The organism is Streptomyces sp. NPDC048111, assembly GCF_043202815.1.
Lineage (GTDB): Bacteria > Actinomycetota > Actinomycetes > Streptomycetales > Streptomycetaceae > Streptomyces.
The window spans coordinates 123,708-141,111 of record NZ_JBIDBD010000016.1 but is presented as its reverse complement, the minus strand read 5'-3'; the positions used below and the strand labels follow the sequence as shown (position 1 = coordinate 141,111).

Below are 17,404 nucleotides of genomic sequence, written 5' to 3'. Positions count from 1 at the left end.
CCGGCATGACCTTTCGGACCGCGCTGACCGCCACGGCGGCAGTGACCGGCGCCCTGCTGCTCGCCGCCTGCGGCCCGTCCGCCCCCGCCGCACACAAGGCCCCCGCGAGCCCCACGCCCACGCACCCCGTCTACTCCAAGCCGCTGGCCGACCGTCCGTACGCGGCGCTGGGCCGGACCAAGGCGGCGAAGAACGCGGCCTTCACCCAGACCGTCACGTTCTCGGCGAAGGGCGGTGACGCCGTCCTCACGACCGCCGGCAAGCTGGACTTCGCGGCGAACCGGGCCGACGGCTCGCTGGGCTGGAACGTGGCGCGGGGGTTCCCCGACGCGGCCGCGAAGGCGCTGGGCAACATCGACACCCGCGAGCGCAGGACCGACCAGGCGTCCCGCTTCGTGATCAGCCCCGAACGCATCGACTACCGCGCGGCGACGGCCCGTTACTGGCTGCGCTACGACGGGGCGGACACGTTCGCCTTCGACCCGTACGGGAACGAAGCCAACACGATCAAGACGCGGCGCGGCGGCGAGGCCGCGTTCGGCGGCACGCTGCTCGAAGTCGTCTCCACCGTGCGCGACGTCGAGGAGGAGGTGCTGCCCGGCGGCGCCCGCCGCTACCGGGCCGGCCTCGCGGCGGGGGCGGCGTACGGGCTGTTGCACAGCAGCGTCATCAAGGACGGACTCAACGGCACCGACGCGCACACCCGCCTCCCGATGACCCTCACGACGGACGCCGCCGGCCGGCTCACCGCTCTGGAGACCGATCTGTCGCCCCTGTTCAGCAAGGAGGCGGACAGCGTCCTGTCCGGGGTGACCGGGCTGAGGGTGAAGCTCACGCTGGGCGGCTACGACGCATCGGCGCCGTCCGGCGTACCGGCGGGCGACAAGGTCCTGCCCGCCGGGGAGTCGGTCGTCCCGCTGCCGAAGACCGAGGCCGGCGGGTGCGTCGACTTCGGTACCGGAATGCCGAACTGGGGGTTCGCCGTCAAGGTGCCCTGCGACCAGCCGCACGACGCGCGCGTCTTCGCCCTGCGGCCCCTGCCCCGCGGTGACTACCCCGGCCAGCAGAGTGCGCGGCTCAAGGCGCGGGCGGAGTGCCGGAGCGCCTACCCGGCCGCTCCGTCCGCGTGGCGCGACGAGGCCGTCGATCCGGGCAGCTCCTGGTATCGGTGGCCCAGCCGCGACTCCTGGGACCGGGGGGTGCGCGTCGTGACCTGCTACGTCCTCAGCCGCTGACCCCGCCCGCCCCCGAACAGGCGGAGGGCCCCGCGGTCCTGCCCGTGCGCGGGGGGTGCGTACGGGGGGCCTGCGGGGCCCTGGGCGGGGGTAGCGGCGTCAGGGCGGCGCCGGTACCGGGGAACGGCGCCGGGGGGTGCGCCGGGGGTCGGTGCGGGACAGGAGGGGTGCGGGTCGCGCCGCGGCCGGCGCGATCGTTCGGACCGGGTGCGGCCGGTCCCGGGCGTCCCCGGAACCGACCGCCCTTATGGGGTGACCGGGCTGCTGTCCCCTGCCGTCCGGTCACGCACGCCGGGGCGAGGTCCCACGACGCACTTGCGGTGCGTCACACGCCCCAGCGGAGCCACGCGTGGTTTTTTCGGGCCCGCCCCTGGCTGGCACGGACACCCCACCAACGAAGCCGGGCCGGGAGCGGTCACGGCGCCGGACGGGTGAGGAGCGCCCGAACTCAGATACGGCCCCGGCACAGCTCCAGCATCGTCATCGCGAGCGCGGTGCCGGGCCTGCCGAGCGCGTCGCTGTAGTGGGCCAGGACCTGCATCTCGCGGTTCAGGTTGACCCGCCGGCCGCCCGAGGCGATCCGGGACTCCTGGATCACCGCCGAGACGGCCGCGCGTTCCTGGATGAGGCCGATGATCCGGTCGTCGAGCGCGTCGATGCGCTCGCGGGCACCGGTGATCACCGCGGCCGCCTCGTCGGTGCGGGCGCCGGTCTTCTCGGTGACGGAGACGGTGGAGATGCTCATGGGGGCTCCTCGTGAGGGATGTCGCACCCCGGATCGGCAAGGGCCGGAAAGCACTGAGCGCCCCGGGCCTTGTCGGCCCGGGGCGCTCAGTGGAAGTCGCTTGTCAGATGCTCAAGCAGCACGACCATGGCGCCCGGCGGGCCGGGTGCCATAGGTAAAGACGAAGGTCTGGTGCTCGCGCATGGAGCCAGTATGGACCGACGTACGACGGGCGGGCCAATCCGGGTTCGGATGGTGAGACCGACCCGCCCTTGTCGGCCCCGGTAGAATCGACAAAACCGACCCCCTCCCACTGCCGGAAGGCCGCCCCCGTGCCAGCAGCACCCTCCGCAGCCGCGCCCGACAGCAACCCGGACGTCGTCCTGGTTGTCGACTTCGGCGCGCAGTACGCCCAGCTCATCGCCCGTCGTGTCCGCGAGGCCCGGGTCTACAGCGAGATCGTCCCGAGCAGCATGCCCGTGGCCGAGATGCTGGCCAGGAACCCGAAGGCGATCATCCTCTCCGGCGGCCCGTCCTCCGTGTACGCCGAGGGCGCCCCGCGCCTGGACCGGGCGATCTTCGAGGCCGGGGTGCCGGTCTTCGGCATGTGCTACGGCTTCCAGCTGATGGCGACCACGCTCGGCGGCACGGTCGACGACAACGGCGCCCGCGAGTACGGCCGTACCGCGCTGACCGTCAGCAAGCCCGGCTCCACCCTCTTCGAGGGCACCCCGGTCGAGCAGTCGGTGTGGATGTCGCACGGCGACGCCTGCTCCGCGGCCCCCGAGGGCTTCACGGTGACGGCCTCCACCGACGTCGTCCCGGTCGCCGCCTTCGAGAACGACGAGAAGAAGCTGTACGCGGTCCAGTACCACCCCGAGGTGCTGCACTCCACGCACGGCCAGCAGATCCTGGAGCACTTCCTCTACCGCGGCGCCGGCATCGAGCCGACGTGGACGACGCACAACGTCGTCGAGGAGCAGGTCGCCCTGATCCGCGAGCAGGTCGGCACCAAGCGCGCCATCTGCGGCCTGTCCGGCGGCGTGGACTCCGCGGTCGCCGCCGCCCTCGTCCAGAAGGCCATCGGCTCCCAGCTGACCTGCGTGTACGTCGACCACGGCCTGATGCGCAAGGGCGAGACCGAGCAGGTCGAGAAGGACTTCGTGGCCGCGACCGGCGCGAACCTGAAGGTCGTCGACGCCCAGGAGCGGTTCCTGAACGCGCTCGCCGGGGTCAGCGACCCCGAGGAGAAGCGCAAGATCATCGGGCGCGAGTTCATCCGCGTCTTCGAGCAGGCCCAGCTGGAGATCCTCCAGGAGGACGGCCCCGAGGTCGCCTTCCTCGTGCAGGGCACGCTGTACCCGGACGTCGTGGAGTCCGGCGGCGGCACCGGCACCGCGAACATCAAGTCGCACCACAACGTGGGCGGCCTGCCCGACGACATCGAGTTCGAGCTCGTCGAGCCGCTGCGCAAGCTGTTCAAGGACGAGGTCCGCATGGTCGGCCAGGAGCTCGGCCTGCCGGACGAGATCGTCCAGCGCCAGCCCTTCCCGGGCCCCGGCCTCGGCATCCGCATCGTCGGCGAGGTCACCAAGGACCGCCTCGACCTGCTGCGCGAGGCCGACGCCATCGCCCGCGAGGAGTTGACCGCGGCGGGCCTCGACCGCGAGATCTGGCAGTGCCCGGTCGTGCTGCTCGCCGATGTGCGCTCGGTGGGCGTCCAGGGCGACGGCCGCACCTACGGCCACCCGATCGTGCTGCGCCCGGTCTCCTCCGAGGACGCCATGACGGCGGACTGGACGCGGATGCCGTACGACGTGCTCGCGAAGATCTCGACCCGCATCACCAACGAGGTCGCCGACGTCAACCGCGTCGTCCTCGACGTGACGAGCAAGCCGCCGGGCACCATCGAGTGGGAGTAGTCCCCACCGCCTCGCCGACGGCGCCGTCCCACCCGGGGCGGCGCCGTCGCCGTTCCCGCACGGCCCTGGTCACCTGCGGGGGCGCGAGGTAGCTTCCGGCCATGACTGAGACGCCCGCGCCGATACCGGTGGACCAGCTCCGCTTCGATCTTCCGCCCGCGTACGACGACCCCGCCGACGAACGCCGGCACCGCAAGGAGCGGCTGGCCGGCGCGCTCCGGCTCTTCGCCCGGTTCGGGTTCGAGGAAGGCGTCTCGGGCCATGTCACCGCGCGCGATCCCGAACTGGCCGACTGCTACTGGGTCAATCCGTTCGGGGTGCCGTTCGCGCACGTCAGCGCGGGCGAGCTGATCCTGGTCAACGGCGACGGGCAGGTGGTCGAGGGCGGCCACCACGTCAACCAGGCCGCGTTCACCGTGCACGCCCAGGTCCACCGGGCCCGCCCCGACGCGGTCGCCGTCGTCCACACCCACTCCACCTACGGTCGCGCCCTCGCGGCCCTGGGCGAGTTCGTCGAGCCGTACACCCAGGAGGCGTGCGCGTTCTACGAGGACCACGCGGTGTACGACGCCTACACCGGGGTGATCGTGGACGCCGACGAGGGCCGGCGGATCGCGGCGGCCCTCGCCTCGTACAAGGCGATCGTGCTGCGCAACCACGGGCTGCTCACCGTGGGCGACTCGGTGGACGCGGCGGCCTGGTGGTTCCTGTCGATGGAGCGCTGCGCCAAGGTCCAGCTCGCGGCGCGGGCGGCCGGAAAGCCGGTGCTCATCGACCGGCGGGACGCGGTGAACACCCGGGACCAGCTCGGCAGTGATCTCGTCGCGTGGATCAACTACCAGCCGCTGTGGCGGCAGATCAGCGGCGCGGAGCCCGAACTTCTGTCGTAGTACGTCAATTTGATGGTGCGTCAATCACCCTGTGAGCCGTTCGCCGCCGACCGGCGGGCCGTTCCGGTGCGCGACAATTCCCTGACGGTTCAAGGGGTTTGGCGCACGAACGGAGTTCGGCGGTGGCAGTGCAGGAGGCTCGGCAATGCGGCGGTGACTGCGCACACGGCGCGCGGGACGGGCACCGCCGCGCGGTGGCGGCGTTCCTCGCCAAGCGGGACGGACTCGCCGCGGGGGAGGGGCTGCCCGCGGCCCTCGCCCACTCCGCCGGGGCGTCGCGCCAGTGGGTCTCGGACGAGCTGACCGAGTCCGCCCGGGCGGTCGCCGAACGCGGCCGGGAGGCGGGCCGCACCTGGCCCGAGCGGGTGTGGCGGGGCACGGTCGCGACGGTCTGGGGCGGGGTGTTCGCGCTCAGCCTCGCCGAGGCGGCGACCGCCATCGGCGCGGGCTGGACGCCCGCCCGCACCGCGGGGCTGCTTGCCGCGCTCGCCGCGGCGGGCCTCCTGACGGCCACGGCGTATCTGCACCGCGCGCACGGCGGACTCCTCGCGCCCGTGCTCGGCGAGGACAACCGCCTGTCGACCTCGCGCGCGGTGGCCGCGGCCTGGGGCCTGTTCGCCGTCTTCGCCACCCTGCTCCTGGCACTGCGGCTGACCGCCGCCTCGGACCCCGATGAGCGCGAGACGGTGCTGCGCGGGCTCCAACTGGTGCACTGCGCGGGCCTGTTGACCGTCGTGTTCGTCACCTCGCTGATCGCGGTGGTGGTGCGCCGGGTGGTGACGGTCCGCGTCCACGGGCAGCGTCTGCAGAAGGTGCGCGCCGACCGCCCGCGCGGCGGCGACCTGCTGACCGACGACGCGGGCCGGGGCAGCCTCACGGACGCGCAGTACGTCGCGGTGACCCTGGCCGCCGTCCTGTTCGCGGCGGTGCGCCTGACCCGGCAGCCCGCCCGACTCCCGGACCTGCCCTGGGGGTTGGCGGCCCTGGTCCTCGTCTCCGCCGGGACCTACCTCGCCGGGAAGTACGCCGAGGGCTGCCGTCCGGTGGTGCTCTCCGTGGTGCGGGCGCGCGAGGCGGGCGACCTGGACGCGCCGATCCGTACCGGGGACGACATCGAGATCCGGGGCGCCGGGTTCGTCCCGCCCGGCGCGGGCACGCCGGAGCGGCTCGCCCGCATGGTGGTCCGCATCGGCGCGGTCCACGTCCACGTCCCGCTGATCCCGGTGCCGGGCGGCTTCGCGAACCCGACGGACCAGGTGCTGACCGTGCCGGTGCCGGCCGACGTGGAGCCGGGCCGGGTGGAGGTGCGGGTGGTGACGGCGGCGGGCGTCGAGACGAACGCGATCCTGGTGGAGGTCGCCGACTGACGGGCGCCGACGGGTTCCGTCCGGCCCGGGGTGGGATTGAGACACGCGTTCCCCCCGTCCGTATCGTCTGATGACAGGCCACGGATGACGGGCCACATCGGACGGAGGCGGGATCAGCCATGGCACATGGACATGCGACCGGGGCGGGGCCGGAGGTGGACCGGGGCGGCGGCCTGCGGGCCACGGCCCGCAGGTACGCGCTGCTGCCGCTGCGGGTCTTCCTCGGCGTGACCTTCGTGTACGCCGGCCTCGACAAGCTCACCGACAGCGCGTTCTTCCACGCGAGCGGCACCGGATCCATCGGCGAGCTCATGCACGGGGTGCGCGACAGCGCGGCGGTCCCCGCCCTCGTGGACCTCGCCCTCAAGAGCCCGGCCGGCTTCGGCTACGCCATCGCCCTGGGCGAGCTGGCCGTCGGACTCGGCATCCTGGTCGGCCTGTTCGGACGGCTGGCCGCGCTCGGCGGGGCACTCATCTCGCTCTCGCTGTGGCTCACCGTGAGCTGGCGGACCAGCCCGTACTACTACGGCAACGACCTCGCCTACTTGATGGCCTGGCTGCCGCTCGTACTGGCCGGCACGCCCCTGCTCTCGGCGGACGCGCTCCTGGCCAGGCGGCGCCGTCGGCGCACCCCGTAGTCGATCCAGCTCACCAGCGAGGCGAGGCCGAGACCGCCGCAGACCAGCGGGATCACCACGGGCGACGGGGTGTTCCAGCGCCCGGCCGCGTCCCCCGCGAACAGCACGGCCGTGGCGGCGAGGGCGAGTCCGGCGACCAGCCGGCCCGGACGGAACTCATGACGCGGCACGGTCCACCTCCGCCTGTCCGACGCCGACCTTGAGGCGCAGGTCCAGGGTGCCGGCCGGCTTGGCCCCGGCGGGCGGCGAGAGCGTCGCCGTCCGCTTCTGGCCCGGGGAGACCTCGATGTCGTCGGGCTTCTCGCCCGGCAGCTGGATGTCGCCCACGCCCATGTCGAAGCTCACCTTCACGGTCACGTCCTTCGGTACGACGACCTTGGCGCGGCCCGCGCCGACCTCCGCGCGGGTCGTCAGCGTCTGCCCGGGCGGCACGGCGACCCGGCTCAGGTCGAGGGTGGCGACGCCGGTGCCCAGGTCGTAGTCCGGCCGCACCTCGCCGATCGCGGTGGGTGCCCAGGTGGTGCGCACCCAGTGGGAGTCGATGGTCTTGGGCAGCGCTGCGGAGCCCGCGAGGAGGGCTGCGGTGAGCACTGCGAGGAAGAGCGTGCCGGAGCCCGTGCGGCCCAGGAGGGAGCTGATGACCAGGCCCAGCGCGAACACCCCGAGGGCCGCCGCGAACCCGATCTCCAGACCGGTGCCCAGCGGCCGGTGGTCCCAGGAAGCGCCGAGCCCCGCGCCGAAGGCGAGCAGCGCCAGGAAGAACAGCAGACCGCCGATCGGGCGCGGCCCGCTCGCACGGGCGGCGGTCTTGGCGGCCTTGCGGGCGCCCTTGCCCGACGGCCGTTCCTCCGCGTCCGCCGGGCCCCACAGATAGCCGCCCGGGACCGGGCCCGTGGTGCCGTCCTTGACGATCGGATCCCGCCACCAGGAGGGGGCCGAGGGGGTGGGCGGCGCCTTCGTCTCCGGTGGCGCGTCCGCGACGGCCTGCGCGGCCACCGGGTCGAGCGGGGTGTCGGCCGGCGTGGTGGAGCGGCGCTGCGACCAGACGGCGGCGCCCGCGAGCAGCAGCGCGAGGAGCATCGCGAACGTCATCACCGAGCCGTTGCCCAGCATGGTGAGGAAGATGCCGCAGCCCGCCAGGGCCATGAGTACGGCGACCAGGGCCGCCCCCTCGACCCGGCCGGTCAGCAGCCGGCGCGCCTCGTTCTCGTCCTGGCCGTCGAGCGGCACCAGCAGCCAGGCGAACCCGTAGAAGACCAGCCCCAGGCCGCCGGTCACCGAGAGCACGCCGAGCGTGATCCGGAAGACCACCGGGTCGATGTCGCAGTACCGGCCGAGGCCGCCGCAGACGCCGCCGATGATCTTGTTGTGCCCGCTGCGGCGCAACTGCGGTGCCCCGGGGGCCGGCTCGGGCGGCGCGAGGGGCGTGTCCGTCGGCGTACTCATACGTCCACCTCGGTCGGCGTGCTCATACGTACATGGTGACAACCCCGTGCGGCCCACGGCACCCGTTCCGACCCTGGCCTCCCCCTGATTTCGCCCCGGAGGGGCCCGGTCGGTGCCCCGCGCGGGGGAGGCCGCCTCCCCCGTCCGAGGGGGCCCTCCTCAGGGACGCCTGGGGGCCAACCCTGATGCCCGTGGGCGGGCGGGCGTGTGACGATCGTGGCATGCCAGTCGCCACCCCCCGCCTGTCGCCGCCCGAGAGCGACGAAGCGCCGGTCCGCAAGCTGTACCGCTCCGCCGAGGGGCGGATGCTCGGCGGCGTCGCGCGCGGGCTCGCCGGGCACCTCGGGCTGCCGGTGGTGTGGGTGCGGATCGTCTTCCTCGGGCTGCTGTCGATCAACGGCCTGGGGGCGCTGCTCTACGCGGTGTTCTGGTTCGTGGTGCCGCTCGGCCTCGGCGGTACGACCGGGCCGCGCTCCGCGTTCGAGGTCAGCCCGGACGGCCGGCGCCGGCTGCGCAAGCCGGACAAGGGACAGGTCGTCGCGTTGATCGCGCTGCTCTTCGGGGCCGCGGTCTTCGCCTCGAAGGTGGACGTCGGCGGCTGGGCCAATCCGTACATCTTCCCCAGCGCCCTGATAGGCGTCGGCGTCGTCCTGGTGTGGCGCCAGGCCGACAACACGCGCCGTGCCCGCTGGACCGAGGGCGCCCGGCGCAGCCGCTGGCTCCCGGTGGCGCGGGGGCTCGCCGGAGTCGCCCTGGTCGGCACCGGGCTCACCGGCTTCGTCGTGGTCAACGGCTCGGCCGCGCAGCTCGGCAACGTCCTGACGGCAGCGATCGCGGTGCTCGCCGGCATCGCCCTGCTCGCCGGGCCCTATCTGGTGCGCATGACGCAGGACCTGTCGCAGGAGCGCCTGATGCGCATCCGGGCCCAGGAGCGCGCCGAGGTCGCCGCCCATGTGCACGACTCGGTGCTGCACACCCTGACCCTGATCCAGCGCAACGCGGAGAACGCCGGGGAGGTGCGGCGGCTGGCCCGGGCGCAGGAGCGCGAGCTGCGCGCCTGGCTCTACAAACCGGAGGGCACGGGCCAGGAGGAGGAGCCCGAGACGCTCGCCGAGGCCGTGAAGAAGGCGGCGGCCGAGGTCGAGGACAAGCACGGCGTCCCCCTGGAGGTGGTCGTCGTCGGCGACTGCCCCTTGGACGAGGGCCTGTCCGCACAGATGCAGGCCGCACGCGAGGCAATGGTGAACGCGGCCAAGTACGGTGGCGAGGGCGGCGCCGTCCAGGTGTACGCCGAGGTGGAGGGCCGCAGGGTCTTCGTCTCGGTACGGGACCGCGGCCCCGGCTTCGATCCCGACGCGGTGCCCGCCGACCGGATGGGCGTACGAGAATCGATCATCGGCCGGATGCAGCGCAACGGCGGTACGGCCAGGCTGCGTTCGGTGCCCGGCGGGGGCACGGAGGTCGAGCTGGAGATGGAGAGGGCACAGGGATGACCGAGGAAACGGCAGGCCGCCACGTCAGGGTGGTCCTCGTCGACGACCACCGGATGTTCCGCACCGGGGTCCAGGCGGAGATCGGGCAGACCGGGAGCACCGGCGTCGAGGTGGTGGGGGAGGCCGCCGATGTGGACCAGGCGATCACGGTCATCACCGCGACGCGGCCCGAGGTGGTGCTGCTCGATGTGCACCTGCCCGGCGGCGGAGGCGTCGAGGTGCTGCGCCGCTCGGCGGCGATGATGACGGACGCCGAGAACCCGGTCCGCTTCCTCGCCCTGTCCGTGTCGGACGCGGCGGAGGACGTGATCGGCGTGATCCGCGGCGGCGCCCGCGGCTACGTCACCAAGACCATCACCGGCACCGACCTGGTCGACTCGATCTTCCGGGTGCAGGACGGCGACGCGGTCTTCTCGCCGCGCCTGGCGGGCTTCGTGCTGGACGCGTTCGCCTCCACGGACGCGCCGCCGGTCGACGAGGACATGGACCGCCTCACCCAGCGCGAGCGCGAGGTGCTGCGGCTCATCGCCCGTGGTTACGCGTACAAGGAGATCGCCAAGCAGCTCTTCATCTCCGTCAAGACGGTCGAGTCCCATGTCTCGGCGGTGCTGCGCAAACTCCAGCTCTCCAACCGCCACGAGCTGACCCGCTGGGCGACGGCACGCCGGCTGGTCTGAGCAGCAGGTCCGAGCAGCCGGGGGGCCGGGCGCGGGGCGCGGCGGGACGAGGGGGAGGGAGGGGCGCCGTCGCACGGCGCTGGGCCATCACCCTTTGGCAAAACACTGGCAAAGCGGGCAACTGGTGCCCGGGGTGACCCCTCTTCCGTGGCGTGATGAGCCTGACCGGTACCCCTTTCCTCGTGATCGCGATCCTCGCGGCCGCGGCTGCCCTGCTGTTGCCGCTCGTCCTGTGGACCAGGATCGGCGGGCCGGCCCTCGTGCGCTGGATCTCGCGGCTCCTCATGCTCGGCTTCGCCCAGGTCACCGCAGTCCTCGTGGTCTTCCTCCTGGTCAACAACGCCAACGGCCTGTACGACACCTGGGGTGATCTGCTCGGCGCGGGCGACCATGTGAACGCCGCTCCGGACCTCGGCCCCGACGGCACCGGCGGCCGGAACGCGGCCACCCGGCCCAAGGTGAAGCAGACGTTCGAGCCGTACACCAACAAGGTCGGCAAGGGCGTCGTCAAGACCACGCTCAAGGGCCAGGTCTCCGGTGTCGAGGGCGAGGTGGCCGTGTGGCTGCCGCCGCAGTACAACGACCCGGAGTACAAGGACAAGACCTTCCCCGTCGTCGAGCTGCTGCCGGGCTACCCGGGGTCGATAGGGGCCTGGTTCGGCACGCTGAAGAGCCAGGAGCAGCTCACCCCGCTGATGGAGAGCGGCGAGGTGGCCCCGTTCATCCTGGTCTCCCCGCGCACCACCCTGCTCGCGGGCAAGGACACCGGCTGCGCGAACGTGACCGGCGTGGTGAACGCCGACAGCTGGCTCAGCGTGGACGTCCGCACGATGGTCACCGACAACTTCCGCGCGGCCACCGGCCCCGAGGGCTGGGCCGTCGCCGGGTACTCCGCGGGCGCCCACTGCGCCGCCAAGCTGGCCATCGAGCACCCCGACCGCTACCGGGCGGGCGTCGACCTGTCCGGCTACAACGACCCGGCCGCCGAGAAGGACTCGATCACCGCCAAGGACCCCAAGCTGCGCGAGCAGTCCAACCCGCTGTGGATCCTCAAGCACGCCAAGACCCCGCCGCGCGTCTCCCTGTACGTCTCCGGTGAGCGGACGGACGGCTACAACGACGGGCTCGCGCTGAAGAAGGCGGCCAAGGCCCCCACCGCGGTGACCGTGGTCAAGCTCAACGGCGGCGGCCACACCAGCGCGGCCTGGAAGGCGCAGATCCCGGAGGTCTTCCGCTGGCTGACCCGCGAAATGGGCGCGGGGGCCAAGGCGGGCGGCGGGCAAGGAGTCTGACGGAGCATCAGCTTCGGCGGGCGTCAAGCCCGGCGGGGCACGCGGCTCGACGGGGCGTCAGGCCGGCCGGGCGGCTCCCGCGAACGGCATCTGGTCGATCGGCGCGACCCGCACCGGCGCTCCCGGGTGCGGCGCGTGGATCATCTTGCCGCCGCCGACGTACAGCCCGACATGGCTGATCCCGGAGTAGAAGAACACCAGGTCGCCGGGCTGCAGTTGGGAGCGGGCCACCCGGCTGCCCGCGTTGATCTGGGTGTACGTGGTCCGCGGCAGCTGTACCCCGGCCGAGCGCCAGGCGGCCTGCGTGAGCCCCGAACAGTCGAAGGACGAGGGGCCGGTGGCGCCCCACACATACGGCTTGCCGAGCGCGCTGTAGGCGAAGGCGACGGCCGCCGCCGCGCGCGAGCTGGGCGCGGCGGCCAGGGGCGTGCGCGGGGTGTCGGCCGAGCGGGCGGCCCGGGCCCCGTCGGCGGCCGGGGCCGCGTCGGCCGCGTCGTAGGAGGCGCGCTCCGGCGCGGTCAGCTGGGCCAGCAGGGCCTCCGCCGCGCTGATCTTCGTCCGGATGGCGCTCTTCTGCCTCGCCAGCGTGGACTGCCGGCCGCGCAGCTCGGTGAGCTTCCCGTTCGCCACCGTGTGCAGCCGGTCGAGCTCGGCGAGCTGTGCGCGCACCCCGGCGACCGCGACCGCGGTGCGGTCGCCCGCCCGCTCGGCGAACGCGGCGTCGTCCAGATACCGCTTCGGGTCGGACGACAGGATGAGCTGGAGTTCGGGGGCGATCCCGCCGGTACGGTACTGGGCCGCGGCGAGTGAACCCAGCGCGTTGCGGGCGGTGTTGAGGCGCTCGGTCCTGCGGGCCGCCTCGTCGCGCAGCGCGCGCAGCGAACGCTCGGCCGCGTCCGCCTGTTCCTTCGTCCCGTCGTACGCCTCGGTGGCCACCTCCGCGTCGTGGTACAGCTGGTCGACCTTGGCCTTGACCTGTGCCGGGGTGAGCCTCGGCTCGGCGTGACCGGAGCCCTCGAACAGGGTCGCGGTCGCCGCCGACGCCAGCGCGAGCGTCGCGGCGGTGCGGGCGGCGGGGCCGCTGAGCGGATGCTGCTTGGGCTTTCGGTGCGCAGCCACGAGGGCCTTCACGTCCTTCCGTACGGCAGTGCTTCCGCGCCGCGGCCCCCGGTCGGGAGCCGCTCCGGCGACGGACCGCACAGGGGGAGCGGCCCGCCGCCGGACCTTTCGGCGGGGCGGCCGACAGCCGCCGAGCGGAGCGGCGGCGGTGGGGAGTCGGCCACCTGGGGGAGGACGCTAAACCTGGGCGACACGGCCGAGCGACATCATGACGGCAAGTGCCGTTTTCCGGCGCTGTACTGACCGCATCCGACCGGCGCCGGGGCATTGGCTCCCGGGGTGCGTGCCTGCTGTGACCGAAGTGCCGGTTGGGCCCCACCCGCCGTACGGGGCCTGCTAAGCGGCAATTAGGCTCCGGCTCATGGACGTACTCATCAATGTCGTGGTCGGCCTGCACATCATCGGCATCGCTTCGCTGCTCGGCGGATTCCTGACGCAGATGAAGGCGATGGGCGCGGGCACCGCCCGCTTCGTGCCGGCGATGCTGCACGGCGCCCTGACCATGCTGGTGACCGGTGTCGCGCTGGTGGGCCTCAACCAGGCCGACGGCATGAGCGTGAACACGCTGAAGATCGGCGTGAAGCTCGCCGTCCTGATCGTGATCCTCGGCCTGGTCTACGTGAAGCGTGACGACGAGAAGATCGACAAGGCCGTGTTCGGCGCGGTGGGCGGCCTCACGGTCGTGAACATCTTCATCGCGCTGCTCTGGCACTGAGCCCCGCCGGATCGGGCCCGCCGGATCAGGCTGGCCGGACCGCCCCGTAGATCGGCATGTAGTAGATCGACTCCTCGCGCACCACGGCCCCGGAGTGCGGCGCGTGGATCATCATGCCGCCGCCGATGTAGATGCCGACGTGGCTGATGTCGTCGTAGAAGAAGACCAGGTCACCGGGGTGCAGGTCGGCCGTCGCGACCCGGGTTCCCACCTTCACCTGGTCCCACGTGGTGCGCGGCAGATCCACCCCTGCCGCCTTCCACGCCGCCTGCGTGAGGCCCGAGCAGTCGTAGGAGGCGGGGCCGGTCGCGCCCCACACATACGGCTTGCCCAGCTGCGCGCGGGCGAAGGCGAGGGCCTCGGCGGCCTTGCCCGGGGAGGGCGCGGAAGGTGCGGCGGGCGCGGAAGGTGCGGCCGGCGCCGAGGGGGCACGGCCGGCGGGCGGGGTCTGCTTCCTCCGCTCGGCCGCCGCGCGCGCGGCCTCCTCACGCGCGGCCAGCTCCGCGGCCTTGCGTCTCGCCTCGTCCTGCCGCTTCTTCTCGGCCGCGGCGAGCCGCGCCTTCTCCTGCGCCGTGAGGCCCGCGAGCAGGGTGCGGGCCGCCGCGAGCCGTCCCTGCACCTCCTGCTTGCCGGTGCGCAGCGTCTGCTGCGAGGCGGTGAGCGCGGCCAGGCTGCGGCTCGCCTCGGCCCGCTTCCCGGCGTTGGCCGCGCGCTCCGCCTCGAACGTGCTCAGCGTCTTCTGCTGCTCGTCCGAGAGGCGGCCCATCAGTTGGCGCTGGTCGAAGAAGGCCTGGGGGTCGTCGGCGAACAGCAGCGTCATGGTGGGGGTGACCCCGCCGTCGCGGTACTGGGCCGCCGCGTAGCCGCCGATGATCCGCCGGGTGTCGTTCAGCTTCGCGGTGCCGGCCGCGACCTGGTCGAGCAGCGAGTCCACCCGGGCGCGCTCGGTGGTGGTGGCCTCCTTGGCCGCGTCGTACTTCTGGGTGGCCAGGTCCGCCTGCCGGTAGAGGTCGTCGACCTTCCGCTGCACCTCTTCGATCGTCGGCCGCGCCGGAGCGGGTGCGGCGCCCGCGCTCTGGGTGAGCAGACTCACCGAGGCGAGCGCGGCCGTCGTCACGCCGACGGCCGGAGCGGTGCTGATGCGGGTGCGCGGCTTGCGGTGCGAGGGCAAGGCCGACACCTCCTTCCGGATCGTTCCGGACGGGGGCGTTCCCCGGTTGCTGCGGCACGCTAGCCAACTCCCTTGGCCGCTGGGAAGGTTGATGTCCGACAGGCCCGATACATTCCCGTGACCTTCACGGTGCGTAGTCGTGGCAGGTCTCTCCGCCGATGCCGGCCGGTGTGTCCAAGGCGGCGGCGGACTGTCAGAGGGGCGGCCTAGACTCGGGAGACGATGAGCAGCCTCTTTGACGACAGCTTCCTGGCGGACCTCCAGCCCTCCGAGGAGGAGCACCCGCCGCCGCCCGAGGAGTCGCACGCACCCGAAGCGGTGCCGGACGACCTGTTCGGCGGCCGCTTCGACGCGCCCGCGGACCGCGACGCGCACTACCGCGGCGGCGCCCCGCGCCCGGTGATCGACGCGGCGGCCCTGCTGGAGGGGCTGAACGAACAGCAGCGCGCCGCCGTGGTGCACGCGGGCTCGCCGCTGCTCATCGTGGCCGGCGCCGGCTCCGGCAAGACACGGGTGCTCACGCACCGCATCGCCCACCTGCTCGCCACCCGTGGTGTGCACCCCGGCCAGATCCTCGCGATCACCTTCACCAACAAGGCCGCCGGTGAGATGAAGGAGCGCGTCGAGCAGCTGGTCGGCCCGCGCGCCAACGCCATGTGGGTCATGACGTTCCACAGCGCCTGTGTACGGATCCTGCGCCGCGAGTCGAAGAAGCTCGGCTTCACCTCGTCGTTCTCGATCTACGACGCGGCCGACTCCAAGCGCCTGATGGCGCTGGTCTGCCGCGACCTCGACCTGGATCCGAAGAAGTTCCCGCCGAAGTCGTTCAGCGCCAAGGTGTCCAACCTGAAGAACGAGCTGATCGACGAGGAGACGTTCGCCGGGCAAGCGGCCGACGGCTTCGAGAAGACGCTCGCCCAGGCCTACACGATGTACCAGGCGCGGCTGCGCGAGGCCAACGCGCTGGACTTCGACGACATCATCATGACCACCGTTCACCTCCTCCAGGCGTTCCCCGACGTCGCCGAGCACTACCGGCTGCGCTTCCGGCACGTCCTGGTGGACGAGTACCAGGACACCAACCACGCCCAGTACACGCTGGTGCGCGAGCTGGTGGGCCCCTCCGGCGATGCCCAGGCCCCCGCCGAGCTGTGCGTGGTGGGCGACGCCGACCAGTCGATCTACGCCTTCCGCGGCGCGACGATCCGCAACATCCTCCAGTTCGAGGAGGACTATCCCAACGCGACGACGATCCTCCTGGAGCAGAACTACCGCTCCACCCAGACGATCCTGTCGGCCGCGAACGCGGTGATCGAGCGCAACGAGAGCCGCCGTCCCAAGAACCTGTGGACGGACGCGGGCCCCGGCGCGCAGATCACCGGCTACGTCGCCGACACCGAGCACGACGAGGCGCAGTTCGTCGCCGACGAGATCGACCGCCTCACCGACAAGGGCGAGGCCAGGGCGGGCGACGTCGCGGTCTTCTACCGCACCAACGCGCAGTCCCGCGTCTTCGAAGAGATCTTCATCCGGGTCGGCCTGCCCTACAAGGTCGTCGGCGGCGTCCGCTTCTACGAGCGCAAGGAGGTCAGGGACGTCCTGGCCTATCTGCGCGTCCTGTCGAACGCCGAGGACACCGTCCCGCTGCGCCGCATCCTCAACGTCCCGAAGCGCGGCATCGGCGAGCGCGCCGAAGCGATGATCGACGCGCTGTCGCTGCGCGAGAGGATCACCTTCCCGCAGGCCCTGCGCCGCGTCGACGAGGCGTACGGCATGGCGGCCCGCTCGGCCAACGCCGTCAAGCGGTTCAACGCGCTGATGGAGGAACTCCGCACGATCGTCGACTCGGGCGCCGGTCCCGCGGTGGTCCTCGAAGCGGTCCTGGAACGGACCGGCTACCTCGCCGAACTGCAGGCCTCCACCGACCCGCAGGACGAGACGCGCATCGAGAACCTCCAGGAACTGGCCGCCGTGGCCCTGGAGTTCGAGCAGGAGCGCAGCGAGGAGGAGGGCACGGGCACCCTCGCGGAGTTCCTGGAGAAGGTCGCCCTGGTAGCCGACTCCGACCAGATCCCGGACGAGGACGAGGACGGCTCGGGGGTCATCACCCTGATGACGCTCCACACGGCCAAGGGCCTCGAATTCCCCGTGGTCTTCCTCACCGGCATGGAGGACGGCGTCTTCCCGCACATGCGCGCGCTCGGCCAGGTCAAGGAGCTGGAGGAGGAGCGCCGCCTCGCCTACGTCGGCATCACCCGCGCCCGAGAGCGCCTCTATCTGACCCGCTCCTCGATGCGCAGCGCCTGGGGCCAGCCCTCGTACAACCCGGCCTCGCGGTTCCTGGAGGAGATCCCGGTCCAGCACCTGGAGTGGAAGCGGACGGGCCCGATGGCGGCTCCCGCGGGCCCCATGTCGAGCAAGTCGCTCGGCGGCGGCATCGGGAACTCGCTGTCCTCGTCCCGCTCCAAGTCGGGCCCTTCGGGCTTCGCGACCCGGCGCGGCAGCGACAAGCCGGTCATCGCCCTGTCGGTCGGCGACCGGGTCACCCACGACCAGTTCGGCCTGGGCACCGTGATGTCGGTGACCGGCGCGGGATCGGACGCCCAGGCCACGATCGACTTCGGCGACGAGCGCCCGAAGAAGCTGCTGCTGCGGTACGCGCCGGTGGAGAAGCTCTAGGGGGGAGCGAGAAGCTCTAGGGGGAGCGGCGGGCGT

Annotated in this window: 15 protein-coding genes; 10 read left to right on the top strand and 5 right to left on the bottom strand. The window is 72.6% G+C overall.

Annotated elements, in window-relative coordinates:
* The first annotated feature begins 5 nt into the window (after positions 1-5).
* Positions 6-1,235 carry a septum formation family protein gene (locus ACGF3I_RS23990; protein ID WP_393135213.1) on the top strand — a complete coding sequence of 410 codons (1,230 nt, stop codon included), beginning with the start codon at positions 6-8 and terminating at the stop codon, positions 1,233-1,235.
* Positions 1,236-1,683: 448 nt separating this feature from the next.
* On the opposite strand, the gene ACGF3I_RS23985 is transcribed toward ACGF3I_RS23990, so the two are convergent.
* Positions 1,684-1,980, bottom strand: a complete 297-nt coding sequence (locus tag ACGF3I_RS23985; RefSeq protein ID WP_393135211.1) for a chorismate mutase — start codon at positions 1,978-1,980, stop codon at positions 1,684-1,686.
* 311 nt (positions 1,981-2,291) lie between these two features.
* On the opposite strand from ACGF3I_RS23985, the gene guaA reads away from it, so the two are divergent.
* From guaA to ACGF3I_RS23965, 4 genes are all read left to right on the top strand, one after another.
* A complete protein-coding gene (guaA, locus tag ACGF3I_RS23980; protein ID WP_393135209.1) occupies positions 2,292-3,881 on the top strand; it encodes a glutamine-hydrolyzing GMP synthase in 1,590 nt (529 codons plus the stop codon).
* Between the two features lie 101 nt (positions 3,882-3,982).
* The gene (locus tag ACGF3I_RS23975; protein ID WP_393135207.1) at positions 3,983-4,771 is read left to right on the top strand and encodes a class II aldolase/adducin family protein; all 789 of its coding nucleotides are present in this window, start codon (positions 3,983-3,985) and stop codon (positions 4,769-4,771) included.
* Positions 4,772-4,893: 122 nt separating this feature from the next.
* Complete coding sequence (locus tag ACGF3I_RS23970; RefSeq protein ID WP_393135205.1) at positions 4,894-6,138, top strand: hypothetical protein; 1,245 nt, start codon at positions 4,894-4,896, stop codon at positions 6,136-6,138.
* Positions 6,139-6,257: 119 nt separating this feature from the next.
* The gene (locus ACGF3I_RS23965) at positions 6,258-6,776 is read left to right on the top strand and encodes a DoxX family protein (RefSeq protein ID WP_393135203.1); all 519 of its coding nucleotides are present in this window, start codon (positions 6,258-6,260) and stop codon (positions 6,774-6,776) included.
* On the opposite strand, the gene ACGF3I_RS23960 is transcribed toward ACGF3I_RS23965, so the two are convergent.
* Both ACGF3I_RS23960 and ACGF3I_RS23955 read right to left on the bottom strand, forming a co-directional pair.
* Complete coding sequence (locus tag ACGF3I_RS23960) at positions 6,680-6,946, bottom strand: hypothetical protein (RefSeq protein WP_393135201.1); 267 nt, start codon at positions 6,944-6,946, stop codon at positions 6,680-6,682. The genes ACGF3I_RS23965 and ACGF3I_RS23960 overlap by 97 nt on opposite strands.
* Positions 6,933-8,222 carry a PspC domain-containing protein gene (locus tag ACGF3I_RS23955; RefSeq protein WP_393135199.1) on the bottom strand — a complete coding sequence of 430 codons (1,290 nt, stop codon included), beginning with the start codon at positions 8,220-8,222 and terminating at the stop codon, positions 6,933-6,935. Before ACGF3I_RS23955 ends, ACGF3I_RS23960 begins: the two co-directional genes overlap by 14 nt.
* A 221-nt stretch (positions 8,223-8,443) precedes the next feature.
* Between ACGF3I_RS23955 and ACGF3I_RS23950 the strand changes: the two genes are divergently transcribed.
* The 3 genes from ACGF3I_RS23950 to ACGF3I_RS23940 all read left to right on the top strand — a co-directional run bounded on the left by ACGF3I_RS23950 (position 8,444) and on the right by ACGF3I_RS23940 (position 11,684).
* Positions 8,444-9,715 (top strand): PspC domain-containing protein, encoded by a 1,272-nt coding sequence (locus ACGF3I_RS23950; RefSeq protein ID WP_393135197.1) that lies wholly within the window; start codon positions 8,444-8,446, stop codon positions 9,713-9,715.
* Complete coding sequence (locus ACGF3I_RS23945) at positions 9,712-10,392, top strand: LuxR C-terminal-related transcriptional regulator (RefSeq protein ID WP_393135196.1); 681 nt, start codon at positions 9,712-9,714, stop codon at positions 10,390-10,392. The genes ACGF3I_RS23950 and ACGF3I_RS23945 overlap by 4 nt, the downstream gene beginning before the upstream one ends.
* 155 nt (positions 10,393-10,547) lie before the next feature.
* Complete coding sequence (locus tag ACGF3I_RS23940) at positions 10,548-11,684, top strand: alpha/beta hydrolase (RefSeq protein WP_393135194.1); 1,137 nt, start codon at positions 10,548-10,550, stop codon at positions 11,682-11,684.
* A gap of 57 nt (positions 11,685-11,741) precedes the next feature.
* Here the strand turns inward: ACGF3I_RS23940 and ACGF3I_RS23935 are convergent, their stop codons facing one another.
* A complete protein-coding gene (locus tag ACGF3I_RS23935) occupies positions 11,742-12,803 on the bottom strand; it encodes an NlpC/P60 family protein (RefSeq protein WP_393135192.1) in 1,062 nt (353 codons plus the stop codon).
* 361 nt (positions 12,804-13,164) lie between these two features.
* Here ACGF3I_RS23935 and ACGF3I_RS23930 point away from each other — a divergent pair, with 361 nt between their 5' ends.
* Positions 13,165-13,518 carry a hypothetical protein gene (locus tag ACGF3I_RS23930; protein WP_393135190.1) on the top strand — a complete coding sequence of 118 codons (354 nt, stop codon included), beginning with the start codon at positions 13,165-13,167 and terminating at the stop codon, positions 13,516-13,518.
* Positions 13,519-13,543: 25 nt separating this feature from the next.
* Here ACGF3I_RS23930 and ACGF3I_RS23925 read toward each other — a convergent pair whose 3' ends face one another.
* Complete coding sequence (locus ACGF3I_RS23925) at positions 13,544-14,689, bottom strand: NlpC/P60 family protein (protein WP_393135188.1); 1,146 nt, start codon at positions 14,687-14,689, stop codon at positions 13,544-13,546.
* A gap of 222 nt (positions 14,690-14,911) precedes the next feature.
* Between ACGF3I_RS23925 and pcrA the strand changes: the two genes are divergently transcribed.
* Positions 14,912-17,368 carry a DNA helicase PcrA gene (pcrA, locus tag ACGF3I_RS23920; RefSeq protein ID WP_393135186.1) on the top strand — a complete coding sequence of 819 codons (2,457 nt, stop codon included), beginning with the start codon at positions 14,912-14,914 and terminating at the stop codon, positions 17,366-17,368.
* Positions 17,369-17,404 lie beyond the last annotated feature (36 nt).

What these genes read in the sequence shown, in the direction of transcription:
- ACGF3I_RS23985 (WP_393135211.1), bottom strand. Translation starts at nt 1,980, where the DNA reads ATGAGCATCTCCACCGTCTCCGTCACCGAGAAGACCGGCGCCCGCACC.
- ACGF3I_RS23940 (WP_393135194.1), top strand. Translation starts at nt 10,548, where the DNA reads ATGAGCCTGACCGGTACCCCTTTCCTCGTGATCGCGATCCTCGCGGCC.
- ACGF3I_RS23945 (WP_393135196.1), top strand. Translation starts at nt 9,712, where the DNA reads ATGACCGAGGAAACGGCAGGCCGCCACGTCAGGGTGGTCCTCGTCGAC.
- ACGF3I_RS23955 (WP_393135199.1), bottom strand. Translation starts at nt 8,222, where the DNA reads ATGAGTACGCCGACGGACACGCCCCTCGCGCCGCCCGAGCCGGCCCCC.
- ACGF3I_RS23990 (WP_393135213.1), top strand. Translation starts at nt 6, where the DNA reads ATGACCTTTCGGACCGCGCTGACCGCCACGGCGGCAGTGACCGGCGCC.
- pcrA (WP_393135186.1), top strand. Translation starts at nt 14,912, where the DNA reads ATGAGCAGCCTCTTTGACGACAGCTTCCTGGCGGACCTCCAGCCCTCC.
- ACGF3I_RS23950 (WP_393135197.1), top strand. Translation starts at nt 8,444, where the DNA reads ATGCCAGTCGCCACCCCCCGCCTGTCGCCGCCCGAGAGCGACGAAGCG.
- ACGF3I_RS23975 (WP_393135207.1), top strand. Translation starts at nt 3,983, where the DNA reads ATGACTGAGACGCCCGCGCCGATACCGGTGGACCAGCTCCGCTTCGAT.
- ACGF3I_RS23965 (WP_393135203.1), top strand. Translation starts at nt 6,258, where the DNA reads ATGGCACATGGACATGCGACCGGGGCGGGGCCGGAGGTGGACCGGGGC.
- ACGF3I_RS23930 (WP_393135190.1), top strand. Translation starts at nt 13,165, where the DNA reads ATGGACGTACTCATCAATGTCGTGGTCGGCCTGCACATCATCGGCATC.